The sequence below is a fragment of the Rhodoferax sp. P2_H8_2 genome (assembly GCF_056403235.1).
This window is the reverse complement of sequence record NZ_JBFUFW010000005.1, coordinates 192,988-216,034: the sequence shown is the minus strand read 5'-3', so window position 1 is coordinate 216,034 and position 23,047 is coordinate 192,988. Positions and strand designations below refer to the sequence as shown.

The window sequence follows — 23,047 nt, the reverse complement described above, 5'->3', positions numbered from 1 at the left end:
CGCATGACGATTGCGCAGTAGCCGGGCACACTCTTTTTAGCGTTTGTTGCGGATGGGGACATCCATCTCTTCCGCCTTGATTTCGCGGACGAGTTCAGGAACGCCCCATGCAAAAGCCGGGTCCACCTTGATCTTGAAGTGGTACATGCTTTGCATCGCCTGGTGGTCTTCCTTGCGGAAGGTCATCTTGCCCTTGGGCGTATCAAAGCTCATGCCTTCCATGGTCTTGATCAGCGTGTCAGCCTTGGTGTCACCCTTGGAATTGTTCAGTGCAGTCACGATGGCCATCGCAGCAGAGAAGCCGCCCGCAGTGAAGAAGTCAGGAGGTGACTTGAACTGGCTGTAGTGGCGCGCCACCATGGCTTCGTTGACCGGGTTCTTGGGCATGCCAAAGTAGTAGTAGGCCGCGCCTTCCATACCGGGGAATTGCTTGTAAGCCACCATCGCGGGCAGGATGTTGCCGCCGGTGGCGATTTCAATGCCGTAGCGCTTCAGGTCCATGTCGGCGATCTTGAATGGATTGCCGCCGCCGCCTGCCCAGATGATCCAGATGATCTTGCGACCGGGGATGTCCTTGAGCTTGTCAATGATGTGCTGCGCACCGGCCGTGAAGTCGGTTGTCGCGGTAGGCAGATATTCTTCATGGGCGATCTTGGCTTTCTTGATCGATTCACGGAAAGCCTTTACGCCGTCACGGCCAAACGCATAGTCCTGCGCCAGGGTGGCAATCGTTACGCCGGGTTTGTCCAGCGCCACGGCGTTGGAGATCGCGTCCTGCGAGCTGTTGCGGCCGGTGCGGAAGATGTATTTGTTCCATTTGTCGCCGGTGATGGAGTCGGCCACAGCGGGCTCTACCAACAGGATCTTTTTGTATTCTTCAGCGATAGGCAACATGGCCAGTGCGACGCCAGAGGAGCTTGGGCCGACTGCGAGGTCCACCTTGTCATCACCGTAGGCTGCGGCCAACAGGCTCTTGCCCAAGTCAGGCTTGCCTTGGTCGTCTTTTTCGATCACGACAATCTTCTTGCCAGCGACCATCATGGTGCCGCCCGTCGCATAGTCCAGCCCCATCATCAAACCGGTTTGGGTTTGCTTGCCGTAGGCTTCCAGGGGCCCGGTCTTGCTGTAAACGTGCGCAATCTTGATTTCCTTGGACTGCGCCATCGCCAATCCACCGGCGATGCTGCTGGCCAGGACGGTCAGCGCCAAAGATGTTCGAACGGCCGAAATGGCCCAGCGGGAAAAATGCATACCAGTCTCCTGTTGTTATAAAAACGCGTTGATAAATTGCACATTCCATGCCACGGCGAAGTGGCTTGATTTCATTGAACTTTTTCTACTCTCACTCATCAAGTCGATTAATTTGACTTAATTTTGAACACTATTTTGTCTGAATTACAGACTAACTGTATTTTTTTCAGACAACTTCAACCTATCGTACAGCGTGGCGCGGGAAATACCCAAACGTTTGGCAACCACAGCCTTGTTGCCACCATGGACGCCCATTGCGGCCTGAATGGCACGCAGCTCCAGCGCTGACACTTGCTCCGCCAGAGGGCGCAACAGGTCGGTATCCACCGTCGATGAGAAAGTGGGTAGCGCTTCGACCGCCATCGGCTGCACACCAGATTCGCGCAACACCTCCTCCACCTCTGCAACACCCACCACTTGCCCATCGCTGCGCATTGCCGCCTGTTCCAGCACATTGCGCAATTCACGGATATTGCCGCGCCAGGGTTGCGCCTGCAATAGGGACAAAGCCTGTGGCGTCATCTCGGGCATCGGCATGCCGCTGCGCAAGGCGACCTCTTCGCTCAGCACTTCCAGCAAGGCCGCGATATCACCCTTGCGCTCGCGCAAGGCTGGCACGCGGATGGGCAGCACATTGAGGCGATAAAAAAGGTCTTCGCGGAAACTGCCTTCGCGTACCAGCTTTGTCAGGTCACGCGAAGTGGCAGCAATCACGCGCACATCAATCGGTATCAGCTTGTTGGAGCCCAGAGGTTCGATTTCGCCTTCCTGCAAAGCGCGCAGCAGTTTGGCTTGCGTCGCCAGCGGCATGTCGCCAATTTCGTCGAGGAACAGGGTACCGCCATGCGCCAATTGGAACTTGCCATCCCGCCCTTTTTTGTCGGCTCCCGTGAATGCGCCCGGTGCGAAACCAAAGAACTCGGCCTCCAGCAAGGTATCAGGCACTGCCGCGATATTGACGCCGACAAACGGGCCCTGTGCGCGCTTGGAAGCGGCATGCATCGCATGGGCCAGCAGCTCCTTGCCGGTACCGGTTTCACCCAACAGCAGTACCGGACTGCTGGACAGCGCAGCACGGCGCGCCTGGCGCTTAACCTCTACGGCGGCAGGGCTGAGTCCGATGAAACTGGCAAAGGTATGTTTGGACTGGCGCTGGCCCGGCGACTGCTTGCGCTGTGTTGCCAATTCCCGGCGCGCATCGTCCAGATCCCGTTGCAGCAGAGCGAACTTTTCGATCAACGGTTGCAACGTGGTTTCGGGATGGTCAAACAGCACGATGCCCAAAGCGCCGATCACGCTGCCCGCTGCATCGCGCAAAGGAATGCGGCTGACTACAAAGGTACCTGCCCGGTTCGTCAGCAGATCGATCAGGATGGGGCGCCCGGTTTCCAGCACCTGGTGCATCTGCGTGTTCTGCACAACCTTGGACACCGGATGGCCCACAAAGTCTTCTTCCCGCTCAAAGCCGAGGGCTGGCAGAAAGCGTTTGTACTGCTCGTTGATCCATACCACGCGTGCGCTGCGGTCCACCAACATCATGCCTTCGCTGGCAGTGGCAAACAGGTCAAACATGGAGCGCGCCGCCAGCTCCAGAATGCTCTGGGCGTCGCGCGGCAGGGAGTCTGGAGTGTCCATGCGGCTATGTTAACCGTGGAGTCCCCGCCGAAAATCGCTATCAAAAAAGGAGCTGCTTACGCACATTCTGCGACGCTTGCAGCCACTTTTTATACAAATTTAGCTAGGTGGCCTGCTTTTTCTGCGCCCGGTACCGCGCCAAGCGGGGAAGCACCAATACCGCGACCACGACCAGCAGCAACGCCAACGACATGGGGCGCTGCAGGAAGATCATTGCACTGCCCTCGCCAATCGACATCGCATTGCGCAACTGCGCCTCTGCCAAAGGCCCGAGGATCATGCCCACCACCACCGGCGCGGTCGGGAAGCTGAAACGGCGCATCACCAGCCCCAGCACACCAATGCCATACAGCAGGAACAAATCAAACGCGCTCTGGCGCATGCCATAGGCTCCGACCGTTGCAAAGATCAGGATGCCGGCATACAACTGCGCCTTGGGCACCTTCAACAGCTTGACCCACAGACCGACCAGCGGCAGGTTCAACACCAACAGCATCACGTTGCCGATATACAGCGACGCAATCAGCGCCCAGACCAGCGCCGCGGAACTGGTAAACAGTTGCGGCCCGGGCTGGATGCCGTAATTCTGGAATGCACCCAGCAAAATGGCTGTGGTGTTGGACACCGGGATGCCCAGTGTCAGCAGTGGAATTAACGCCGCAGTCACCGTGGCGTTGTTGGCGGCTTCCGGGCCGGCCACGCCTTCGATGGCGCCCTTGCTTCCGAACTCCGCCAGGTTCTCCCCTTTTGCCAATTTCCGCTCGGTGGCGTAGCTCAGGAAGGTGGGTATCTCGGTCCCACCTGCGGGGATGCAGCCAAACGGCGTGCCGATCAGCGTGCCGCGCAGCCAGGCTGGAATCGAGCGGCGCCAATCGCTCTTCGTCATGCTGACGCGGCTCATCTTGTTTTCCGACTCCACGACCTTGCCTTCAAACAGCACGGCATGCAGCGCTTCGGAGATCGCAAACAAACCGACCGCCACCAGCACGATTTCGACGCCATCGATCAGCTCCGGCACATTGCCGGTGTAGCGCGCCTGGCCCGTGATCTGGTCCATGCCGATCAGTCCGGCGGCAAGGCCAACAAACAACGCCGTCAACCCACGCAAGGTGCTCTGCCCCAACACTGCGCTGACGGTAGTGAACGCCAACAGCATCAGGCAGAAGTATTCGGGCGGGCCGAGTTTGACCGCGTACTCCGCCACGATGGGCGCAAACAGCGTGACAAACACGGTGGCGATAGTGCCTGCGACAAAAGAGCCAATGGCGGAGGTAGCCAAAGCCGCACCCGCGCGACCGCTCTTGGCCATCTTGTTGCCTTCCATTGCTGTCACCATGCTGGCGGTTTCGCCCGGCGTGTTCAGCAGGATGGAAGTGGTGGAGCCACCGTACATGGCGCCGTAATAAATGCCAGCGAAGAAAATCATCGATGCGGTGGCGTCCACCTTGGCGGTGATCGGCAGCAGCATCGCAACGGCGGTAGCTGGCCCAATGCCGGGCAGGACGCCCACCGCAGTACCCAATGCGCAGCCGACGAAGGCCCACAGCAAATTGACCGGCGTGCCGGCGGTGGCAAAACCCTGAAGCAATTGGTTCCAGATTTCCATTACAACCACCCGCTTGAAGTCAGACCGGGCAGATTGATCGCCAGGAATTTGGTAAACATCCAGTACACCGGCGCAGCGATCAGCAGGCCGACAACACCGTCAACCACCCATGCGCGAATGCCGGTCGATGCCTGCCCCTGTGAACTGCGTAGGCCGCGGGCCGCCAACACAAAGCACAACGCACAACTGAAGACAAAGCCAATGGTTGTGATCAGCGCCGCATTCAGAAGCAGCCCGGCCGACATCCACAGAAATCCCGGCCAGAAGGCGGCCTCGTCGGTCGAAGGCTCCTCCATGTCCTTGAAGCCGCCGCGGCTGGCTTCTACCAGCAAAGTAATGCCGCACAAAAACAAGGCGATAGCAACCACCCAGGGCAAAAAGTTGGGGCCGACGCCGGCGTATCCAGCGTCCGAAGGAATGTCCATCGCACCCCAACCCAGGCCCATGCCCAGCACCACGACACCGGCGCCGACGGCCAGTTGGCGCTTGCGATTCAGGGCCTGCGTCATCACACCATTCCCGACAGGTGCATGACGCCACGCAGGCTGGCAAATTCGTTGTCGACAAAGTCGTCAAACGCCTTGCCTGTCAACAGCGCAGGTGTCCAGCCATTCTTTTCCAGCGAATCGGTCCAGGACTTGGATTTGACGGCCTTCTGAATCAGCTCGGTCAATGCTGCGCGTTGCACAGGGGTAATGTCCGCCGCGCCATACACGCCGCGCCAGTTGCCCAGTACCACGTCGTAGCCCATTTCCTTCAGTGTGGGGATGTTCAGGCCCGGCAGGCGCTTCTCGGAGGTCACGCCGATCGCGCGCATCTTGCCCGCGGTGATGTACTCGGCAAACTCGCTGTAGCCGCTGCCACCAATCGTGACGTTGCCGCCCAGAATGGCTGCAGTCGCTTCGCCGCCGCCACGGAAGGCCACGTAGTTGACCTTCTTCGGGTCCACGCCGACCTTGCTAGCCAGCATCGATGCGCAGATATGTTCGGTAGAGCCGCGTGAGCCACCGCCCCATTTCACGCTGCCAGGGTCTTTCTGCAACTGCGCGACCACGTCCTTCATGGTCTTCAACGGTGAGTCTGCCGGCACCACAAACACGTTGTATTCGCTGGTCAGGCGCGCGATCGGAGTGGCCTTGTCCAGCGACACCTGCGGCTTGCCGGTAATGATGCCGCCCAGCATCACCGCGCCCATCACGATCAGCGCATTGCCGTCGCCCTTGTTGGCGTTGACAAACTGCGCCAAGCCGATGACTCCCGCAGCACCGCCCTTGTTGTCGTACTGCACTGTGTCCGCGGCGTGTGAATCCAGCATCGCTTTGCCCAAAGCACGCCCCGTGGTGTCCCAGCCGCCGCCCGGATTGGCGGGGATCATCATCTTGAGATTGGTGGCGGCGTGGGCCGCAAAGGGCACGCTGCCAGTAGCGGCGAAAGCAGCCAAAGTCTTCAGGAATTCATCACGACGCATGGGGGTCTCCTCGGTTGGCTCAGTTGAAACTGGACCTATGATGCGCTGCCATCCTGTCAAACCGCTGTCCAAATCCCTAGGGAAAACCCGCAATTTCTGTCCATGCAACTGCTGCTGATTGAAGACGATCCCGCGCTGTATACCGCCATGCAACGCAGCTTGGAGCGGGCGCAGATCAAGGTACAGATTTGCGACAACGGCCAGCATGCGCTCGCCCACTGGCAGCAATTGCGACCCGACGTCGTGCTGCTGGATTTGAGCCTGCCGGGCATGGATGGACTGGACATACTGCGACATGCCCGAGACGCCGGGCTGCAAACCCCGGTGCTGATACTGACTGCACGCGGCACCGTCGGCGACCGCATCGTGGGCCTCAATGCCGGTGCGGACGACTATCTCCCCAAGCCTTTTGATCTGGACGAACTGGAAGCCCGGCTGCGCGCTTTGCATAGACGTGCCGTTGCACCCAGCGAGGCCGCAGAGAGTCGGACTGTCGTCGGCGCCCTGAGCTACGACCGCGCACAAGGCGCCATCTACCACCGCCACCAGATTCTGGAACTCACGCCCCGCGAACTGGCTTTGATGGGGGCACTGATGTTGCGCCCTGGCCAGGCAGTGGCCAAGGAGCGCCTGTTCGAAGTGGTATTTCCCGGCGAGGTGGACGTGCAGTACGAGGCGATTGAAGTCGTGGTCTACCGTCTGCGCAAAAAACTGGTGGGTACGGGCGCTGGCCTGGTCACGCTGCGCGGGCTCGGTTACCTGCTCAAGGCCGAGGGCTAAAGATGTTCACCCTGCGCGCCGCTGCTTCTCTGCGCCGCAACCTGCTGCTGGGCATCCTCGTGCCGGTTTTGCTCTTTGTCGTGGTAGACACCTTCAGCCTGTACCGACAGGCGCTAGCTGCCGTCAATGTGGCCTACGACCGCACACTGCTGGCCTCGGCCAAGGCCATCGGAGAGTTGCTGGACGTTGAGGGCGAAGGCCCGCAGGCGCGTTTTCAGGCACATATCCCCTATTCCGCGCTGGAGGCCTTTGAGGGAGACAACCGCAGCCGCATGGTGTACCGCGTATCGGACACGCATGGCCAATGGATAGATGGCGAACGGGACTTGCCAGCCTGGCGTGGCACCTTGCCGGACACAGGGCCCTACGCCGCTCTGGTTGATTTTTACGATGCGGAGTTTCGCGGCGAGAGTGTGCGGGTAGCCATCCTGCTGCAGCCAGTTTCTAGCGCCCAGGGCAAGGGCATGGCCGCGGTGCAAGTCGCGGAAACGCTGCAATTGCGCCGAACGCTGGCACGCCAGATTCTGGTCGATACCTTGCTGCGACAAGCCATTCTGATTACCGTCATCACGGTGGTGGTTTTGGTGGTGGTGCAGCGTGTCACAAGGCCGGTTCGGCGCATGAGTGAGCAATTGAGCCGCCGCAATGAGGATGACCTGACGCCCATCAATGCCCCGGATCTGCCTGCCGAAATCCAGCCACTGGCCGCCGCAACCAACCAGTTCATGCAGCGCCTGCAACACATGCTCGACCACCAGAAGCGTTTTGTCCGCGATGCCGCGCACCAGTTGCGCACGCCGCTGGCCGTACTCAAGGTGCAGGTCCAGTCGGCACAGCGTGGCGACATACCAGCCGACACCGCCCTGCAGGAAATTCACCAGACTGTGGACCGCGCGACCTTGCTGGCCAATCAAATGCTGTCACTGGCCAAGGTAGAACAATTGCGCCAGCAGCAGGATTTCGCACGTCTGGATTGGGCTGAAGCCATTAAGGCCGTCGCGCTGGACCTGGCACCCTTGATTGCAGAAAAAGAACTGGACTTCGAGCTGGACGTACTGCCATGCCATGTCATGGGGCACGACTGGATACTGCGTGAGCTGGTGCGCAATCTGCTACACAACGCCATCCACTACACACCAACCCAAGGCACGCTGACCATCAGCCTGCACCCCGATGGAAAAGAGGCGGTATTCATGGTGCGCGACAGTGGCCCCGGCATTGCGGACGATTTGCGCCACCGGCTGTTTCAGCCCTTCTCCGCAGGCAATTCCCGTTCGGGCAGTGGTCTGGGGCTAACCATCGCGCATGAGATTGTTCTGGCACTCCATGGCACGATCCAACTGGCCAACCGCATGGAAGATGAGCGCAGAATCGGATTGAATGCCAGCGTGCGTTTGCCTATGCTCGGCTGAAACAAACTTTTCTATGGATAAAACACGCATCGACAAGTGGCTCTGGGCCGCACGCTTTTACAAAACTCGCTCACTGGCCGTTGAGGCCGTGCAAAAGGGCTGGGTTCAGGTCGGCGGCGTGGATGTCAAACCGGCCAAGGAAATTCGCGTGGGCGATGTCTTGAAAGTAATGCAGGCCAGAGTCCCACGCACTGTCGTTGTTAGAGGCGTCAGCGAGACCCGCGGATCCGCCCCGGTGGCACAGCAGCTGTATGAAGAGACGGCAGAGAGCGTGGTCAAACGGCAGCAAATCGCCGAACAAAACCGGCTCAGCCCCGAGCCCGCCATGGCCCAGACGCAAGGCCGCCCGACGAAGCGGGATCGGCGGGCATTGGAAAAGGATTGGGGTGACCGCTGGAGCGCCTCCATCGATTGACGTCGCCAACGAAAAAGCCCCGATACACAAGTGCATCAGGGCTTTCGGTTTTTGGCGGAAACGGAGGGATTCGAACCCTCGATGAGGCTCTACACCCCATACTCCCTTAGCAGGGGAGCACCTTCGGCCACTCGGTCACGTTTCCAGTCAGCCGGGATTATCTCACGACTCTGGGCTGTTTTAAGCAGTCACTTGGTCCAGATCAAACGCCTTGTGCAAGGCACGCACGGCCAGTTCCATGTATTTCTCGTCGATCACGACCGAAGTCTTGATCTCGGAGGTGGAAATCATCTGGATGTTGATGCCTTCTTCAGACAACACGCGGAACATGCGGCTGGCAACACCTACGTGGCTGCGCATGCCGATACCGACGATGGAAACCTTGCAGATCTTGGTGTCGCCTGTCACTTCTTGCGCGCCCAGATTGGGCAGCACTTTTTCCTTGATCAGGTCCACAGTACGGGCGTAATCGCCGCGGTTCACGGTAAAGCTGAAGTCGGTCTTGCCTTCTTTGGAGACGTTCTGAATGATCACGTCCACGTCGATATTGGCATCGGCAACCACGCCCAGGATCTGGTACGCAATACCAGGGGTGTCGGGCACGCCCAGCACCGAAATTTTGGCTTCATCGCGGGTGAAAGCGATACCGGAAACAATGGCTTGTTCCATATGTTCATCTTCCTCAAAAGTAATCAGGGTGCCAGAGCTGGCTTCTTCCTGGATGTCGATATCCCACGCCGTAAAGCTGCTGAGCACGCGCAGTGGGACTTTGTATTTGCCAGCAAATTCCACCGAACGGATTTGCAGAACTTTAGAGCCCATCGATGCCATTTCCAGCATCTCTTCAAAGCTCACCGTCTTGAGGCGACGTGCTTCAGGCACAACGCGTGGGTCGGTGGTGTAAACGCCGTCTACGTCGGTGTAGATCAGGCATTCAGCGGCCTTCATCGCCGCTGCTACAGCAACGGCCGAGGTGTCTGAGCCACCACGGCCCAGCGTGGTGATGTTGCCCAGCTCGTCCAGCCCCTGGAAACCGGTGACGATGACCACGCGGCCTGCGTCCAGATCTGCGCGTACTTTGACGTCATCAATCGACTCGATGCGGGCCTTGGTGTAGGCGCTGTTAGTACGGATGGGGACTTGCCAGCCAGCGTAACTGACCGACTCAATGCCTTCCGCTTGCAGCGCAATCGCAAGCAAGGCGCTGGAAACCTGCTCGCCGGTGGCAGCCAGCATGTCCAGTTCACGGCCATACGACTCGTCCAGCTTGGCGGGCGCCAATTCCTTGGCGAGTGCCAGCAGTCGGTTGGTTTCGCCACTCATGGCGGACGGAACGACCACCATCTGGTGACCTGCGCGCGCCCATTTGGCAACGCGTTTGGCGACATTTCGGATGCGTTCTGTCGAACCCATCGAAGTGCCACCGTATTTGTGAACAATCAAAGACATTGATTCCAGCAATCAGTGAGCAAAACTCAGGGATTGTACCAATTCAACACTGTGCCTTCGCGCCGGACAAAACCTGCGCCAACCTTGATATCGATGTGGTGGCCCCGAGTGGTGCAAGCCTCCACCTGGCCTAGCAACTCCTCCAGCTGTGCCGTGGAAGGAACGACCGAGAACCGCTGCTTGAGCCAGTAGCGCAATACGTTGCCTTGCCGGTTGCGCGCCAGGGTTTGCAGTTTTTTGATGAGCACCAGCCCTTTTTCGGAATGTACGACCTGGGCCAAATCCTCTGTGGCCAGCACATCGAGCAGCTCCCGCGCTTGCGCAGCATGCGTGGCACTTCTTGCGAAGGTGTCCAGAAACTGGGGAAAGGTTGTTTGCAGCGCGGGCATCAATCGCGCACGGATGCGGTTGCGCGTGAAGGCCTCATCCACGTTGGTGGGGTCTTCTACATGGCCAACGCCCTGCTCTGCCAGCCAGCTCCGGATGTCTGCAGCGCTCACCTGCAACAACGGTCGATAGAAATCGATGCCATCGCGCTGCCAGTGCGCAGGCATCGCGCTCAGACCCGCCACACCCGCACCGCGGCTCAAGGCCAGAAGCAGCGTCTCGACCTGATCATCAGCATGCTGTGCAACCGCTATCGAATGTATAGCTGGCTGCGCACGTTCTATGCGGGCCAGCGCCACAAATGATGCGTAACGCGCCTGTCGGGCGGCATCCTCTGGGCTCTGTCCGCTTTGGTGCTTGGCATTCGCGTGGGCAACGCGCAGCGGCACCTGCAATTGCTCACACAACGCCACACAGTGGGCTTCAAATTGCGCGGCCGCTTGTTGCAGCCCGTGGTTCACGTGCAGCGCAATCACCTGCCCGGGCCACTTGCGGGCGCAAGCCACCAGCAAGGCGGTGGAGTCGGCGCCGCCACTCAAGGCGACGCCCAAAGGCAATACGGGGGAGAAGTTCTGCAGCGCGTCTGGTAGCGACTGCGTCATGCGATTACCGCGCCAGACTTACTTGGCTGCGGCCTTGGTGTCATTGAAGCGGCCATAGCTTTGCAGGCGCTCGTAGCGGCGGTCCAGCAGCTCCTTGACCTTCAGATCACTGATCTGGCGGTAGGCGTCTGACAAGGCGCGCTTGAGAAACGCGGCGGCCTGCTTGGGGTCGCGGTGTGCGCCGCCGACCGGCTCGTTGACGATTTTGTCCACCAGCCCCAGCGCTTTCAAGCGGTGTGCAGTGATGCCCAGTGCATCCGCGGCTTCCTGCGCCTTCTCTGAAGTCTTCCAGAGGATGGATGCACAGCCTTCGGGGCTGATGACCGAGTAAATCGAGTACTGCATCATCACGACCTGATCGGCCACCGAGATCGCCAGCGCGCCACCGGAGCCGCCTTCGCCAATGATGGTGGTGATGATGGGCACTTCCAGTTGCGCCATCTCGAAGATGTTGCGGCCAATGGCCTCGGACTGGCCACGCTCTTCGGCGTCGATGCCGGGATACGCGCCAGGCGTGTCCACAAATGTGAACACCGGCAGATGGAATTTCTCGGCGAGCTTCATCAGACGCAAGGCCTTGCGGTAGCCCTCAGGCTTGCTCATGCCGAAATTGCGCAAGCCGCGTTCTTTGGTGTCACGGCCCTTTTGCTGGCCCAGCACCATGCAGGGCGTGCCGTTGAAACGGGCCAAGCCACCGACGATGCTCAGGTCATCGGCAAAGTGGCGATCGCCATGCAGCTCGACGAAGTTGGTGAAAATATCGGACACATAGTCCAGCGTGTAAGGGCGCTCGGCGTGACGTGCGATCTTGGTGATCTGCCAGGGGCTCAGGTCACTGTAGATGTCTTTGGTGAGCTGCTGGCTCTTTTTGCTGAGCTGGTCGATTTCGGCAGAAATATCGACGGCAGATTCGTTTTGCACATAACGCAACTCTTCGATTTTGGTTTCAAGTTCCGCAATCGGTTGCTCAAAATCCAGAAATGTCTTTTTTGCCAAAGCAAAGCTCCTCTAATCAGTGGGGACAGCGCACATCATTGTGTGAATGCCTGGCCCGCAATTCAATAAGCGACTGGCAGTGGATCCAGCGACCGCCAAATATACCAAGTTGCGACGCTGCAGTACGGCGCCCAGGCGGCAGCCACTTCGCGGGCGTCGCTGCGGCTGACCACGTCGCCTGAAAAATAGTTGTGGCTGATACCGTTGATCAGGCCCACATCGTCCAGCGGCAGCACGTTGGGCCGCATCAGATGGAAGATCAAAAACATCTCGGCGGTCCAGCGGCCAATGCCGCGAATCGCTACCAATTCGGCAATGATTTCGTCATCCGCCATGGTTTCCCATGATTTGACATGCAAGGTACCGCTGTCAAAGTGCAGGGCCAAGTCCACCAGATACTCGATCTTGCGTGCGCTCAGTCCGGCCTCGCGCATGTCATCCACCTTCAGCTTCAGGACATTGCCAGCTGTCATCTTGCGGGGTAATTTCGCGAAGCGGTCCCAAACGGTTTGCGCCGCCTTGGTCGAAATTTGCTGCCCGACGATGCTGCGCGCCAGCGTGACAAACGCATCGCCACGCGTTTGCAGGCAGGCGTCGCCAAACTGCGGAATCAGGCGCTTCATCACCCGGTCTTTTTTGACCAGATGGCGGCAAGCCTCCTCCCAGAAATAGGGAACCGCCTGCACCGGCTCGACCACCTTGGCAACTGCGTTCACTGCGCGACTTCCCAGGTCGTGCCTGTGGGGCTGTCTTTCAGCACAATACCCTGCACCAGCAAATCCTTGCGAATCTGGTCAGCCAGCGCGAAATTCTTTGCTGCTTTTGCGTCGCTGCGCTGGGTAATCAGTGCGGCGATGGCCGCATCGTCCAGCTTGGCGCCGGCCTGCAAGAACTCTTTCGGGTTGCCTTGCAACAAACCCAGGCATCCGCCGAGCGCTTTCAACAATGCGGACAGTTCAGCCGAGTTATTGCGGTTGACCTCATTGGCCAGCTCAAACAAAACAGCTACCGCTTCCGGCGTTCCAAAGTCTTCATCCATTGCTGCCTTGAAGCGCTGCGCATGGGCTTGTGTCCAGTCAATGCCGTTGGGCATCGCCGCGGGCGGCACCAGATCGAGTGCGGTGTAGAGGCGCTTCAGCGAACTGCGCGCATCATCCAGGTGGGCATCGCTGTAACCCAGCGCCGTACGGTAATGGCCACGCACCAGGAAGAAGCGCACGGTTTGCGCGTCATACTTGGACAGTACTTCACGGATCGTGAAGAAGTTGCCCAGGCTCTTCGACATCTTCTCGTTGTCCAGCTGGACCAGGCCGTTGTGCATCCAGACCTGCGCCATAGGCTGGCCGGTCACGCCTTCGGTTTGCGCTATTTCGTTTTCGTGGTGCGGGAACTGCAGGTCCATGCCGCCACCGTGGATATCGAAGCTGTCGCCCAGCGTTTGTGTGCACATGGCCGAGCACTCGATGTGCCAGCCAGGGCGGCCTTGGCCGTAGTCGTGACCATTGGTGGCGCCGCTCCATTTAGCGTCGGTCGGCTCGGTCGGTTTAGCGGCTTTCCAAAGCACGAAGTCCATCGCATCCTGCTTGCCGTCGTCGACAGCGATGCGCTCGCCAGCGCGCAAATCGTCCAGCGCTTTGCCGGATAACTTGCCATAGCCGGGAAACTTGCGCACCGAATAATTGACGTCGCCATTGCTGGCCTGGTAGGCCAGGCCCTTGGCCTCGAGCTGGGCGATCAGGCTCAGCATCTGCGGCACATATTCCGTTGCGCGCGGCTCAATCGTCGGCGGCTCAATGCCAAGGCGACCAATGTCCTCGTTCATCACACCAATCATCTCGTCGGTCAGTTGCCGGATCGGGATGTTGCGCTCCAGCGCGCGACGGATGATCTTGTCGTCAATGTCAGTGATGTTGCGGACATAGGTCACGCGGTATCCACTGCTTTTGAGCCAGCGCTGCACGATGTCAAACGCCATCGCCATGCGCGCATGACCGATGTGACACAAGTCGTAAATCGTCATGCCGCAAACGTACATGCGGACATGCCCGGATTCCAGCGGAGTAAAGGGGGCCGAAGCACGCGAAAGCGTGTTGTAAATTCGCAAACTCATGGGTATATCGCGCTACCTGCGCCAAGACTCAAGTCCCAGGCAAAGTCTCCATCCGCTCGTGGATTCGTTAGGGTAAATCTGTTATCGCAGCGGGGTTTGGGAACAAACCCCTCAGCTACAATCCAGCGCAGTATATAGCTCCGCCGAGACGGGCTTGTCCAACGCATAAACACCAAAGGCTCTATGAAGCACGTCCGTTCATCTGCATTGTTCCCCTTGTGTGCGCTGGCCCTTGCTGCCAGCATGGTGTTTTCGGTAGCCCACGCGGACGAATATTCAGACGTCAACCAACTGGTACGTGCCGGCAAACTGGCCGATGCGATGACCAAGGTGGACCAGCATCTGGCCGCCAAGCCACGTGACCCGCAGATGCGATTCCTCAAGGGTGTGATCCAGCGCGATGCAGGCAAGACCACAGACGCCATCGCAACCTTCACCCGTCTGACCGAAGACTACCCCGAGCTGCCCGAGCCCTACAACAATCTGGCCGTGCTGTACGCTGGCCAAAGTCAGTTTGACAAGGCCCGCACGGCGCTGGAAATGGCCATCCGCACGAACCCCAGTTACGCCACAGCCCACGAAAACCTGGGTGACGTATACGCCAAGCTGGCCAGCCAAGCCTATAACAAGGCGCTGCAACTGGATGCCTCCAACCAGGCTGTTGCACCCAAGCTGGCGTTGATACGCGAACTGTTTACGCCCGCTGGCGCGAAGAACCAACGTCCCACTGCTGTGCCCACCCTGCCAGCGGTGACGGCCCCTGCTGCGCCGGTTACCACTGCCAAGGCACCGCCCACGCTGGCGAGCCCGGTGACGACAAGCAAACCCGTCGAGAGCAAACCCGCTGCAGTAGCCGCCGCAACACCAGTCGTTACAGCTCCAGTTGCCACACCTACACCACCGCCCGCGGCAGCCGCAACGGCCTCCGCACCGACGCCTGCAGCCACAAGTACAGCTTCAGGCAATGGCACCAAGGAAGCGGAAGCCGCAGTGCGCGCTTGGGCAACCGCATGGGCCGCCAAGGACGTCAAGGGCTACTTGGCCTCGTATGGCAAAGAATTTGACCCTCCAGGCAACGCAAGCCGCAGTGATTGGGAGGGCGAACGCAAGTCGCGCATTACCAGCAAGGCCAACATCAGCGTCAAACTCGAGGGCCTCAGCGTGGCCGTCAACGGCAACAAGGCAACTGCCAAATTTCGTCAGGACTACAAGGCTGGTGGTTTGGCCGTTTCCAGCCGCAAGACGCTGGACCTGGTCAAAAACGGGGACCGCTGGCAAATTGTCCGGGAATCCACTGGCGGTTGATCGGCGTGTCATACCGATTGTCCGGGTGGAGTGCCTGTTGGCGCAGGCAGGGAGTCGCCTTGCTATGCATGGCCGCAATAGCCTCGCCCCATATCAGCCATGCAGCTACCGGCACCCATAAAAAGAACAAATCCAAGCCTGCCGTTGCCCAAAAGCAGGCCGTAGTTGCCAAAGATGCTGACGGCGTTGCGGAAGCACGCCTGATTGAAATCTACAACCTGATCGGCAAGAGCCAAAACCGCGAGGCACTGGAGAAAGCGACTTCGCTCGTTGAAGACCTGCCCAACTTCCAATTGGCCCAATTGGTATACGGCGACTTGCTGGCGGCACGCACACGCCAGGTCAAGGCATTGGGTGACGTGCCAGAAGCCATGGCCCGCAATGCGGGGGGCACATTGGGTGAACTGCGTGAGGAGTCGGTGCGCCGCATTCGCGCGTTACGTGAGCGGCCTCTGCCGGGTACTGTGCCGTCCCAATTCCTTGCGCTGTCGCAGCGCTCGCGCCACGCCATTGCGGTGGATGCTTCGCGCTCCCGACTCTATCTATTCGAGAATGGTCCCGCAGGCCTGAATCTGGTGGCGGACTATTACATCTCGGTCGGCAAGGCGGGAACCTCCAAAGCCACCGAAGGCGATCAACGCACGCCACTGGGCATCTACTACATCACCAGCAATCTGGACCCCAAATCCCTGAAGGATTTTTATGGCTCCGGCGCATTGCCCATCAACTACCCCAATATCCTGGACACACGCCGCGGCAAGACAGGTGGCGGTATCTGGCTGCACGGCACACCACCCAACCAGTTTTCTCGCCCCCCGCAGGCTACCGACGGCTGCGTGGTGCTGGCCAACCCGGATCTGGAACACATCATCCGCACGGTAGAGGTACGCAGCACGCCGGTCGTGATCGCCACCCAGTTGCAGTGGGTCGCCCCCCACAGCACGCGCACCGAGAGCAAGCCCTTTGAGGATGCGCTCTATGCCTGGCGCAACGCCAAGACCTCGGGCGACCTGAACCAGATACTCGCGTTTTACACTCCCGACTTCAGCAGCAACGGAAAGAGCCTGGACCAATGGAAACCTGTGTTGCAATCCGAGGTATCCAAGGTGCAAGGGCGTACCATTCAGCTCAAGGATGTGTCCTACCTGCGCTGGACCGACGCCAACGACACCATGGTGGTGACCTTTGGTGAAGTGGCCGACGGTGTGAAGACCGGATGGACCAAACGACAGTACTGGATGCGACAAGGCACTCAGTGGAAAATTTTCTTTGAAGGAACGATGTAATGAAAAACCTGAACATGATCGCCCGCCGCGCCCTGCTTACCGCATGCGCCAGCCTGGTATTTCCCTTGTCGGCATTGGCCGACGGCAATCCGACGGTCCAATTCAAGACCAGCATGGGCGACTTTACTGTCGAGCTTTACCCCGAAAAGGCCCCGAAGACGGTTGATAATTTTTTGCAATACGTCAAGTCCAAGCACTACGAAGGCACAATTTTTCACCGCGTGATTGATGGCTTTATGGTGCAAACCGGTGGCTACACCTTCAGCATGGGCGAAAAATCCACCCGACCACCGATTCCGCTGGAGGCCAACAACGGCCTGACTAACGACCGTGGCACGCTGGCGATGGCCCGTACTGGCAACCCGAACTCAGCAACCTCGCAGTTTTTCATCAATGTGAAAGACAACGCCTCCCTGAATGCCAAAGGCGATGCCGATGGCTACGCTGTATTTGGCAAAGTCACCTCCGGCATGGATGTGATCGACAAAATCCGTGTGGTTCCCACTGGCAACAAAGGCGTATTCCAGAACGTGCCTGTCACCCCCATCATCATTACCTCCGCCACATTGGTGAAATAAATCATGAGCAATCCAAAAGTTGAACTGCACATCACCGGTTACGGTGTCATTACCCTCGAACTCGATGCTGACAAGGCCCCCAAGTCGACTGCCAATTTTCTGGCGTATGTGGCCAAGGGTCACTATGACGGCACGATCTTCCACCGCGTGATCCCCGGCTTCATGGTGCAAGGTGGCGGTATGGAGCCTGGCATGAACCAGAAGTCATGTGACGCCCCAATCGAGAACGAAGCCAACAACGGCTTGAAAAACGCCAACTACACCGTTGCCATGGCCCGCACGGGTGACCCGCATTCGGCCACTGCCCAGTTCTTCATTAATGTGTCGGACAACAGCTTCCTGAACCACACTGCGCCTTCGGCGCAAGGCTGGGGCTACGCGGTGTTTGGCAAAGTTGTGTCGGGCACCGATGTGGTCGACAAGATCAAGGCTGTCAAGACTGGCCGCAAGGGCTTTCATGATGACGTCCCGAAAGAAGACGTTGTCATTGAAAAAGCTGTCGCGCTGAGCTAAAGGCACACGCCGGATGGAACTGATCGCTCCATCCGGTTGGCGCCGGATTGATTTCATTTCCGACCTGCACTTGCTGCCGCAGGACACCGCTACCTTCGCGGCTTTCAACACCTATTTGCAATCTGTCGACACGGACGCCCTGTTCATTTTGGGCGATCTGTTTGAAGTGTGGGTGGGTGACGACTGCCTGCGCCAGGCTGTCAGCTTCGAGGCGCAATGCGCGCTGGCCATTGCTGAAGCCGCCGAGCGCTTACCGGTCTACATCATGCACGGGAACCGCGACTTCCTGATGGGAGCAGAACTGATGACCGCGTGTGGCGCAACCCTTCTGGACGACCCGACAGTGCTTTCGTGGGCGCAACAGCGCTGGGTACTGACCCACGGTGATGCGCTGTGCCTGGATGACAAGCCCTACCTGGAGTTTCGCAAACAGGTGCGCAGTGCGCAGTGGCAACACGACTTTCTGGCACAACCGCTGGCACAACGTATTGAGATCGCCCGCGGCCTGCGCAGCCAGAGCGAAGCGCGCAAAGACGCAGTGACGCAATATGCCGATGTGGATACCGACGCTGCGATTGCTTTACTGCAAGACAGCCATTCGCACACCATGATCCACGGCCACACGCACCGCCCGGCAGACCATGCGCTGGACGCGCAGCACAAGCGCTATGTGTTGAGTGATTGGGATGCCAATGCCTACCCTCCTCGCCTGGAGGTAATGCGGTGGACATGGTCTGGTGTGGTGGGCAGCATGGCCACCTGCCAGCGACTGAGCGCTACTAGTGCAGCAACGCCTGCGCGTTGACTTCGTCAATCTGCCAAGGATCGAGGAATTGCTGGGCGTAGCGCAGGTACACGCCCTCTTTGACGAACACGTCGAATAGGTCAGGATCGATATGCCCGTTCTGGCGGAAACGGCTCATGATGCCCATTGCTTCTGACAGTTTCATGCCCTGCTTGTAGGGTCGGTCACGTGCTGTCAGTGCTTCAAAGATATCGGCAATTCCCATCACGCGCGCCTGCACAGACATCTGCTCCCGTGTCAGCCCCTTGGGGTAACCCTTGCCATCCATGCGCTCGTGGTGGCCACCCGCATATTCCGGCACATTCTTCAGATGCTTGGGCCACGGCAACTGTTCCAGCATCTTGATCGTCGCCACGATGTGGTAGTTAATCGTGTCACGCTCGGCCATCGTGAGCGTGCCCGCGCGAATGGTGAGATTCTCCACCTCGTCGGCACTCAGAAAATCGGTCTCCACGCCCTGCGTATTGCGCCACATATGGGCAATGCCGATATCACGCACCCGCTGCAAGTCTGCGTCCTTCATGGATTCAGCGCCGCGGTTGGTTGCGCGCAAGAATTCGCGATCTTCATCCAGCGCATCGATGCGCGCGCGGCACTCGGCCAATATCTGCGCTTCGGCCTCGGCATTTTTGCTATCACGCAGCGCCAGTTGCGCGCGCAATGTGGCAATTTCCTGGTCGCGCTTCAGCACTTCGTAGCGGGTGTCTATCAAGTCAATACGGTCAAACAGGGTCTGCAGTTTGCTGGCCTTGTCGACCACATGCACGGGCGTCGTGACTTTGCCGCAATCGTGCAGCAGCCCGGCAATCTTGAGTTCGTATCGGTCACGGTCATCCATCGTAAAGTCGGCCAGAGGACCTTCGCTCGTGGCATTCACCGCCTCGGCGAGCATCATTGTGAGCGCAGGGACCCGCTGGCAATGGCCACCGGTGTAATGCGACTTCTCGTCGATGGCCAGATTGATCAAACTGATGAAGGCTTCGAACAGTGTTTCGAGCTGGGTCATCAGGCTGCGATTGGTAATCGCAATCGCAGCTTGCGATGCGAGCGACTCGGCAAGGCTTTGGTCCGCTGACGAGAACGGCACGACCTCTCCGGTCACAGGACGCTTGGCATTGATCAATTGCAATACGCCAATGACATCGCCTTCGTGGTCCTTCATAGGCACCGACAGGAAGGACTGCGAGCGATAGCCGGTCTTCTCGTCAAAACGGCGGGTTCCCGAGAAGTCGAAATTGGGCTCGGTGTAAGCGTCGGCAATATTGACCGTCTCGTTGTGGATAGCCGAATAGGCCGCCACCAGCGAGTCGTTGGACTTGCCGTCCTCAGTATGCAATGGCAGATTGGGGAAATTGATCGGTTTTCCGGAAGTACCGCCCATCGCGATGTGCAGCGAATCGGTGCGCAAAATCTCAAAACGCAGCGCCTGGCGATCATCGGTCACGCGGTACAGCGTGCCGCCATCCGCATGGGTAATGGTCTTGGCAGCAATCAGAATGCTTTCCAGCAGGCGCGTGATATCGCGCTCTTTGGACAAAGCCGTCCCGATGGCATTGAGTTGTTCCAGCCGCCGTAGCAGGTCGTCAACGGAGTCCACGCGTTCTCCCAATCAAATCGCCACGTTGATGTGGCCAGTCACCCATTGTTTCACATTGGCGCTGGCCGCGGCCTATTCGCAGGCCGATGTCTAACGTTTGAGCAAAACTTTCAACACGTTTTGCAAGCGCCGTGCGGAACCTGCATCAAATGCAGTTGCCATGACAGCCGCAGCATCCTGGCCCCAAGTCTGGGCAGGCGCGGGGTCATTGCGCTTGGTCAGCAACTGCAACTGCAAGCTACGGCGAGCGGAGATATGCTCAGCAGGCGTAGGCACTTCCGCCGCCATCTCCAGGCGCAGTAACGCTTCCGGAGCCTGAGGCGCCTTGGGCGCTGCCTGGCCGGTGGACACCGCTTGCACCCAAGCGCTGCGAATGGTCGGGTTGGTGCGTGCGCCCAACTCCTGCACGCTCGGCACCAGCGCGGCATCCCGCTTTTCCCATGCCGTCATCAAATGGGTCAGGGCTTCGCCGTGGGCCTGCGCTGCCAGCTTGCGCAACGTAGCCTCGGCGTTTTCCAGTGCATCGCGCTGGGCACGGAAGGCCGTGTCACCCAAACGCGGAGCCTCTTGCCATGGCGCTGCACGGTCACGGCCGGCGGCCGGTCCATTGCGATCACCGCCACGGCTATCGGGGCGCGTGCCGCGGTCATCACGGCCTGGGCGCGCGGAGTCCTTGCGGTCGCCCCACTTGCCACCACGCCCGGCAGCAGGGGCCGGCGTGTCCTTCTTTGACCCGGGGCGGTCATCGCCACGCATGGCGACCACGGGCTTGGGCGCTGGCTTGGGTGCTACGACCACCTCAACAGCAGGTGCAGTCGCTGCTTCTTCGTTTTCGTTTGCTACATTTTCAGTAGCTGCTTGCGCACTATCTACGGGCGCTGCAGCCTCATTTGATGCACTAACCGGATCAGCCGCAGCCGTCGCGCTTTGGGCTTCTGTTTCTTTCTGTGCGGCGGCACTAACGTCCGCTTGCGCCTGGCGTTGGCCACGCAACGCGGCATCCAGATCGGCCATTGCCGTACGAATGCGCTGCGCGTCACCCGATGCATTGGCAGCATCCAAAGCCTTGGCAGCATCCAGCACCAAACGATCACGCGCGCCCAATGCCACTTCAGCTTTCTCGCGTTCAGCGGTCTTGCGCTGGAACGCGTCGTCGATAGGCTTGCGGAAGGCATCCCACATTTTTTGTTCCTGGCGACGGTCCAACGGCACCACATGTGCCTGCGCCTGCCAGCGCTGTTGAAGTGCCTTGACCGCATCAATACGCAGTACTGGCGCATCGCCCAACACCTTCGCCTCTTCAATCATGGCTTGGCGTGCCGCTACGCTTTGGGCCTGCATTGCCTCCAGCGGCGCTGCGGCATTGGCAATAGCAGCTTTCCACAAAGGCATCAGCTCTGCAAATGTCTTCTCACCCACATGCCCACCCTCACGCCAACGGTCACCAAACTGGTGAAGGATGCGGTTGAAACCCTTCCAGTCGTCATCCAGCGCAGTGCGGTTGGCCTCGGCCCAGGCGTTCACCTCAGCAATCAACTCCAACCGCTGGGCCTTGTGGGCTGCAGTTTCAGCCTTGACCTTGTCGAGCCAAGCTTCGACCACTTTGTGTGCTTCGTTGCAGGCTTCGTCAAAACGCTTCCACAACGCGTGGTTGGGTACGCCGCCCTGATCGGTCTGCTTCCATTGCTCACGCAAGGAACGCAAAGCCTCCTGCACCTTGCGGCCACCCATGGCTTGTCCTTCGGGGCGCTTCAGCAGGCCTTCTGCCTTGGCAACCAGCTCTTCACGCAACTGGTCCGCACGCCAGCGCTGCCAGCCTTCCAGCTCACCCGCAGCAGCCAAGGCGGCATGGGCTTGGGCTTCGAGCTTGTCGTCAATCAAACGGCCGTTTTCCTTGAGCGCCTGGCGCAGTGCGCCCGCTGCACCGGCCGAAGCTTTGCCATGACCCTGAGAAATCTCGGTTTCCAGCACTGTTAGCACTTCGCGTACCGTGGCAACTGCCTTTGCGCGCACTTCCGGATCGACTTTGGGCTTGGCTGGTTTGGCCACGGCTTCGGGCGCAATACCGCGTACTTGGCGAATCTCGTCAGCCCACACTGGCACTGGTGGCAGTGCGGCGGTGGCATCTTCTGCAGCGGCCACTGTCTGTTTCAAGGCGGCCTGAAAAGCTTCCCACACAACGAGCAGTTGGGCTTTTGAAGCCTCCAGCAGTGGCGCAAATTTCACGTCAACACTGGCCCAGTTGCTGTCATTCACCAGTTGGGCGGCTTGGACTTGCCAGTGACCCACATCTGTTCCCAGGGTTTCCCAGGCAGCCTGGGCGTCGCGCCATGGCTTGGTCGATAGCACTTCAATGCGCTGTGCCAGCAGTACGGCGGCTTCGCGCTGCACTTGCACATGGTGTTGCAGGTCTTCAATGCCGCGAACGCGTTCAGCCAGTTGTGCCTTCAACGTAGTCAGAGGCTCCTTGCTCAGCGGAGCACCGGCTTTTGCAGCGTCACGCTGCCAGGCCAGTGCATCAGCAATGTTGAGCTTACCCAGATCCAGCAGGGCTTGGGCCCGGATGGCCCACTCCAAGGCCAGCGTTTCCTGACCCTTGCTACGCTTGGCTTCGTCCAGGCGCTCGCGCACTAGCCGGGCGGCGCCCTTGTCCTTAATGCTCAACTCCTTGAACACGTCGGCCATGACCTCATGGCTTGGGTCACTCGCCAGCCAATCCCGTACGCGCGCCGCGCGCTCGCCCGAAGTTGGCGCGGTAAAGGCACCACCAGTCAGCGTGTCGAGATGGGAGATATCGTTATTTTTAGAGGTATGGGGCGACGTCACAGTAGCTTCTAGGTAAATGGGAGTTG

General features: G+C 59.3%; 20 protein-coding genes and 1 tRNA gene. 8 read left to right on the top strand and 13 right to left on the bottom strand.

Annotation, left to right across the window (positions count from 1 at the left end; all coding sequences use genetic code 11):
* Window positions 1–36: 36 nt before the first annotated feature.
* The 5 genes from AC1DV6_RS11415 to AC1DV6_RS11395 form a co-directional block, all read right to left on the bottom strand.
* Window positions 37–1,164, bottom strand: a complete 1,128-nt coding sequence (locus tag AC1DV6_RS11415; RefSeq protein ID WP_477977687.1) for a substrate-binding domain-containing protein — start codon at window positions 1,162–1,164, stop codon at window positions 37–39.
* 231 nt (window positions 1,165–1,395) lie between these two features.
* On the bottom strand, window positions 1,396–2,886 hold the full coding sequence (locus AC1DV6_RS11410; RefSeq protein WP_477977588.1) for a sigma-54 interaction domain-containing protein: 1,491 nt from the start codon (window positions 2,884–2,886) through the stop codon (window positions 1,396–1,398).
* Between the two features lie 103 nt (window positions 2,887–2,989).
* Window positions 2,990–4,492, bottom strand: a complete 1,503-nt coding sequence (locus tag AC1DV6_RS11405; protein WP_477977587.1) for a tripartite tricarboxylate transporter permease — start codon at window positions 4,490–4,492, stop codon at window positions 2,990–2,992.
* On the bottom strand, window positions 4,492–5,001 hold the full coding sequence (locus tag AC1DV6_RS11400; RefSeq protein WP_477977586.1) for a tripartite tricarboxylate transporter TctB family protein: 510 nt from the start codon (window positions 4,999–5,001) through the stop codon (window positions 4,492–4,494). The genes AC1DV6_RS11405 and AC1DV6_RS11400 overlap by 1 nt, the downstream gene beginning before the upstream one ends.
* Window positions 5,001–5,960 (bottom strand): Bug family tripartite tricarboxylate transporter substrate binding protein, encoded by a 960-nt coding sequence (locus tag AC1DV6_RS11395; protein ID WP_477977585.1) that lies wholly within the window; start codon window positions 5,958–5,960, stop codon window positions 5,001–5,003. The genes AC1DV6_RS11400 and AC1DV6_RS11395 overlap by 1 nt, the downstream gene beginning before the upstream one ends.
* 102 nt (window positions 5,961–6,062) lie before the next feature.
* Between AC1DV6_RS11395 and AC1DV6_RS11390 the strand changes: the two genes are divergently transcribed.
* Genes AC1DV6_RS11390 through AC1DV6_RS11380 form a run of 3 tightly spaced genes read left to right on the top strand, consistent with a single transcriptional unit; the run spans window position 6,063 to window position 8,567 of the window.
* Window positions 6,063–6,740, top strand: a complete 678-nt coding sequence (locus AC1DV6_RS11390; RefSeq protein ID WP_477977584.1) for a response regulator — start codon at window positions 6,063–6,065, stop codon at window positions 6,738–6,740.
* A 2-nt stretch (window positions 6,741–6,742) separates the two neighbouring features.
* Entirely contained in the window at window positions 6,743–8,152 is a 1,410-nt protein-coding gene (locus tag AC1DV6_RS11385) for a sensor histidine kinase N-terminal domain-containing protein (protein WP_477977583.1), read from the top strand.
* A 13-nt stretch (window positions 8,153–8,165) separates the two neighbouring features.
* Complete coding sequence (locus AC1DV6_RS11380) at window positions 8,166–8,567, top strand: RNA-binding S4 domain-containing protein (RefSeq protein ID WP_477977582.1); 402 nt, start codon at window positions 8,166–8,168, stop codon at window positions 8,565–8,567.
* 52 nt (window positions 8,568–8,619) lie between these two features.
* Here AC1DV6_RS11380 and AC1DV6_RS11375 read toward each other — a convergent pair.
* From AC1DV6_RS11375 to cysS, 6 genes are all read right to left on the bottom strand, one after another.
* Window positions 8,620–8,712, bottom strand: a tRNA-Ser gene (locus AC1DV6_RS11375).
* A 35-nt stretch (window positions 8,713–8,747) separates the two neighbouring features.
* The gene (locus AC1DV6_RS11370) at window positions 8,748–10,016 is read right to left on the bottom strand and encodes an aspartate kinase (protein WP_477977581.1); all 1,269 of its coding nucleotides are present in this window, start codon (window positions 10,014–10,016) and stop codon (window positions 8,748–8,750) included.
* Between the two features lie 26 nt (window positions 10,017–10,042).
* On the bottom strand, window positions 10,043–11,005 hold the full coding sequence (gene tilS, locus AC1DV6_RS11365) for a tRNA lysidine(34) synthetase TilS (protein WP_477977580.1): 963 nt from the start codon (window positions 11,003–11,005) through the stop codon (window positions 10,043–10,045).
* A gap of 18 nt (window positions 11,006–11,023) precedes the next feature.
* On the bottom strand, window positions 11,024–12,001 hold the full coding sequence (locus tag AC1DV6_RS11360) for an acetyl-CoA carboxylase carboxyltransferase subunit alpha (RefSeq protein ID WP_477977579.1): 978 nt from the start codon (window positions 11,999–12,001) through the stop codon (window positions 11,024–11,026).
* Window positions 12,002–12,063: 62 nt separating this feature from the next.
* Entirely contained in the window at window positions 12,064–12,717 is a 654-nt protein-coding gene (locus tag AC1DV6_RS11355) for a DNA-3-methyladenine glycosylase family protein (RefSeq protein ID WP_477977578.1), read from the bottom strand.
* Window positions 12,714–14,111 carry a cysteine--tRNA ligase gene (gene cysS / locus AC1DV6_RS11350; protein ID WP_477977577.1) on the bottom strand — a complete coding sequence of 466 codons (1,398 nt, stop codon included), beginning with the start codon at window positions 14,109–14,111 and terminating at the stop codon, window positions 12,714–12,716. Before cysS ends, AC1DV6_RS11355 begins: the two co-directional genes overlap by 4 nt.
* Before the next feature lie 183 nt (window positions 14,112–14,294).
* Between cysS and AC1DV6_RS11345 the strand changes: the two genes are divergently transcribed.
* The 5 genes from AC1DV6_RS11345 to AC1DV6_RS11325 all read left to right on the top strand — a co-directional run bounded on the left by AC1DV6_RS11345 (window position 14,295) and on the right by AC1DV6_RS11325 (window position 18,598).
* The gene (locus AC1DV6_RS11345) at window positions 14,295–15,416 is read left to right on the top strand and encodes a YybH family protein (RefSeq protein WP_477977576.1); all 1,122 of its coding nucleotides are present in this window, start codon (window positions 14,295–14,297) and stop codon (window positions 15,414–15,416) included.
* Window positions 15,417–15,484: 68 nt separating this feature from the next.
* On the top strand, window positions 15,485–16,702 hold the full coding sequence (locus tag AC1DV6_RS11340) for a L,D-transpeptidase family protein (RefSeq protein ID WP_477977575.1): 1,218 nt from the start codon (window positions 15,485–15,487) through the stop codon (window positions 16,700–16,702).
* Entirely contained in the window at window positions 16,702–17,280 is a 579-nt protein-coding gene (locus AC1DV6_RS11335; RefSeq protein ID WP_477977574.1) for a peptidylprolyl isomerase, read from the top strand. The genes AC1DV6_RS11340 and AC1DV6_RS11335 overlap by 1 nt, the downstream gene beginning before the upstream one ends.
* A gap of 3 nt (window positions 17,281–17,283) precedes the next feature.
* On the top strand, window positions 17,284–17,793 hold the full coding sequence (locus tag AC1DV6_RS11330; protein WP_477977573.1) for a peptidylprolyl isomerase: 510 nt from the start codon (window positions 17,284–17,286) through the stop codon (window positions 17,791–17,793).
* A gap of 13 nt (window positions 17,794–17,806) precedes the next feature.
* Window positions 17,807–18,598 (top strand): UDP-2,3-diacylglucosamine diphosphatase, encoded by a 792-nt coding sequence (locus tag AC1DV6_RS11325; protein WP_477977572.1) that lies wholly within the window; start codon window positions 17,807–17,809, stop codon window positions 18,596–18,598.
* Here AC1DV6_RS11325 and AC1DV6_RS11320 read toward each other — a convergent pair.
* The gene (locus AC1DV6_RS11320) at window positions 18,573–20,195 is read right to left on the bottom strand and encodes an HD domain-containing phosphohydrolase (RefSeq protein ID WP_477977571.1); all 1,623 of its coding nucleotides are present in this window, start codon (window positions 20,193–20,195) and stop codon (window positions 18,573–18,575) included. The genes AC1DV6_RS11325 and AC1DV6_RS11320 overlap by 26 nt on opposite strands.
* 90 nt (window positions 20,196–20,285) lie before the next feature.
* Entirely contained in the window at window positions 20,286–23,021 is a 2,736-nt protein-coding gene (locus AC1DV6_RS11315; RefSeq protein WP_477977570.1) for a DUF349 domain-containing protein, read from the bottom strand.
* Window positions 23,022–23,047: the final 26 nt, after the last annotated feature.

Excerpts from the sequence above, each read along its gene's own strand:
- AC1DV6_RS11415 (WP_477977687.1), bottom strand. The coding sequence starts at position 1,164 with ATGGCGCAGTCCAAGGAAATCAAGATTGCGCACGTTTACAGCAAGACC.
- AC1DV6_RS11410 (WP_477977588.1), bottom strand. The coding sequence starts at position 2,886 with ATGGACACTCCAGACTCCCTGCCGCGCGACGCCCAGAGCATTCTGGAG.
- AC1DV6_RS11405 (WP_477977587.1), bottom strand. The coding sequence starts at position 4,492 with ATGGAAATCTGGAACCAATTGCTTCAGGGTTTTGCCACCGCCGGCACG.
- AC1DV6_RS11400 (WP_477977586.1), bottom strand. The coding sequence starts at position 5,001 with ATGACGCAGGCCCTGAATCGCAAGCGCCAACTGGCCGTCGGCGCCGGT.
- AC1DV6_RS11395 (WP_477977585.1), bottom strand. The coding sequence starts at position 5,960 with ATGCGTCGTGATGAATTCCTGAAGACTTTGGCTGCTTTCGCCGCTACT.
- AC1DV6_RS11390 (WP_477977584.1), top strand. The coding sequence starts at position 6,063 with ATGCAACTGCTGCTGATTGAAGACGATCCCGCGCTGTATACCGCCATG.
- AC1DV6_RS11385 (WP_477977583.1), top strand. The coding sequence starts at position 6,743 with ATGTTCACCCTGCGCGCCGCTGCTTCTCTGCGCCGCAACCTGCTGCTG.
- AC1DV6_RS11380 (WP_477977582.1), top strand. The coding sequence starts at position 8,166 with ATGGATAAAACACGCATCGACAAGTGGCTCTGGGCCGCACGCTTTTAC.
- AC1DV6_RS11370 (WP_477977581.1), bottom strand. The coding sequence starts at position 10,016 with ATGTCTTTGATTGTTCACAAATACGGTGGCACTTCGATGGGTTCGACA.
- tilS (WP_477977580.1), bottom strand. The coding sequence starts at position 11,005 with ATGACGCAGTCGCTACCAGACGCGCTGCAGAACTTCTCCCCCGTATTG.
- cysS (WP_477977577.1), bottom strand. The coding sequence starts at position 14,111 with ATGAGTTTGCGAATTTACAACACGCTTTCGCGTGCTTCGGCCCCCTTT.
- AC1DV6_RS11345 (WP_477977576.1), top strand. The coding sequence starts at position 14,295 with ATGAAGCACGTCCGTTCATCTGCATTGTTCCCCTTGTGTGCGCTGGCC.
- AC1DV6_RS11340 (WP_477977575.1), top strand. The coding sequence starts at position 15,485 with ATGGCCGCAATAGCCTCGCCCCATATCAGCCATGCAGCTACCGGCACC.
- AC1DV6_RS11335 (WP_477977574.1), top strand. The coding sequence starts at position 16,702 with ATGAAAAACCTGAACATGATCGCCCGCCGCGCCCTGCTTACCGCATGC.
- AC1DV6_RS11330 (WP_477977573.1), top strand. The coding sequence starts at position 17,284 with ATGAGCAATCCAAAAGTTGAACTGCACATCACCGGTTACGGTGTCATT.
- AC1DV6_RS11325 (WP_477977572.1), top strand. The coding sequence starts at position 17,807 with ATGGAACTGATCGCTCCATCCGGTTGGCGCCGGATTGATTTCATTTCC.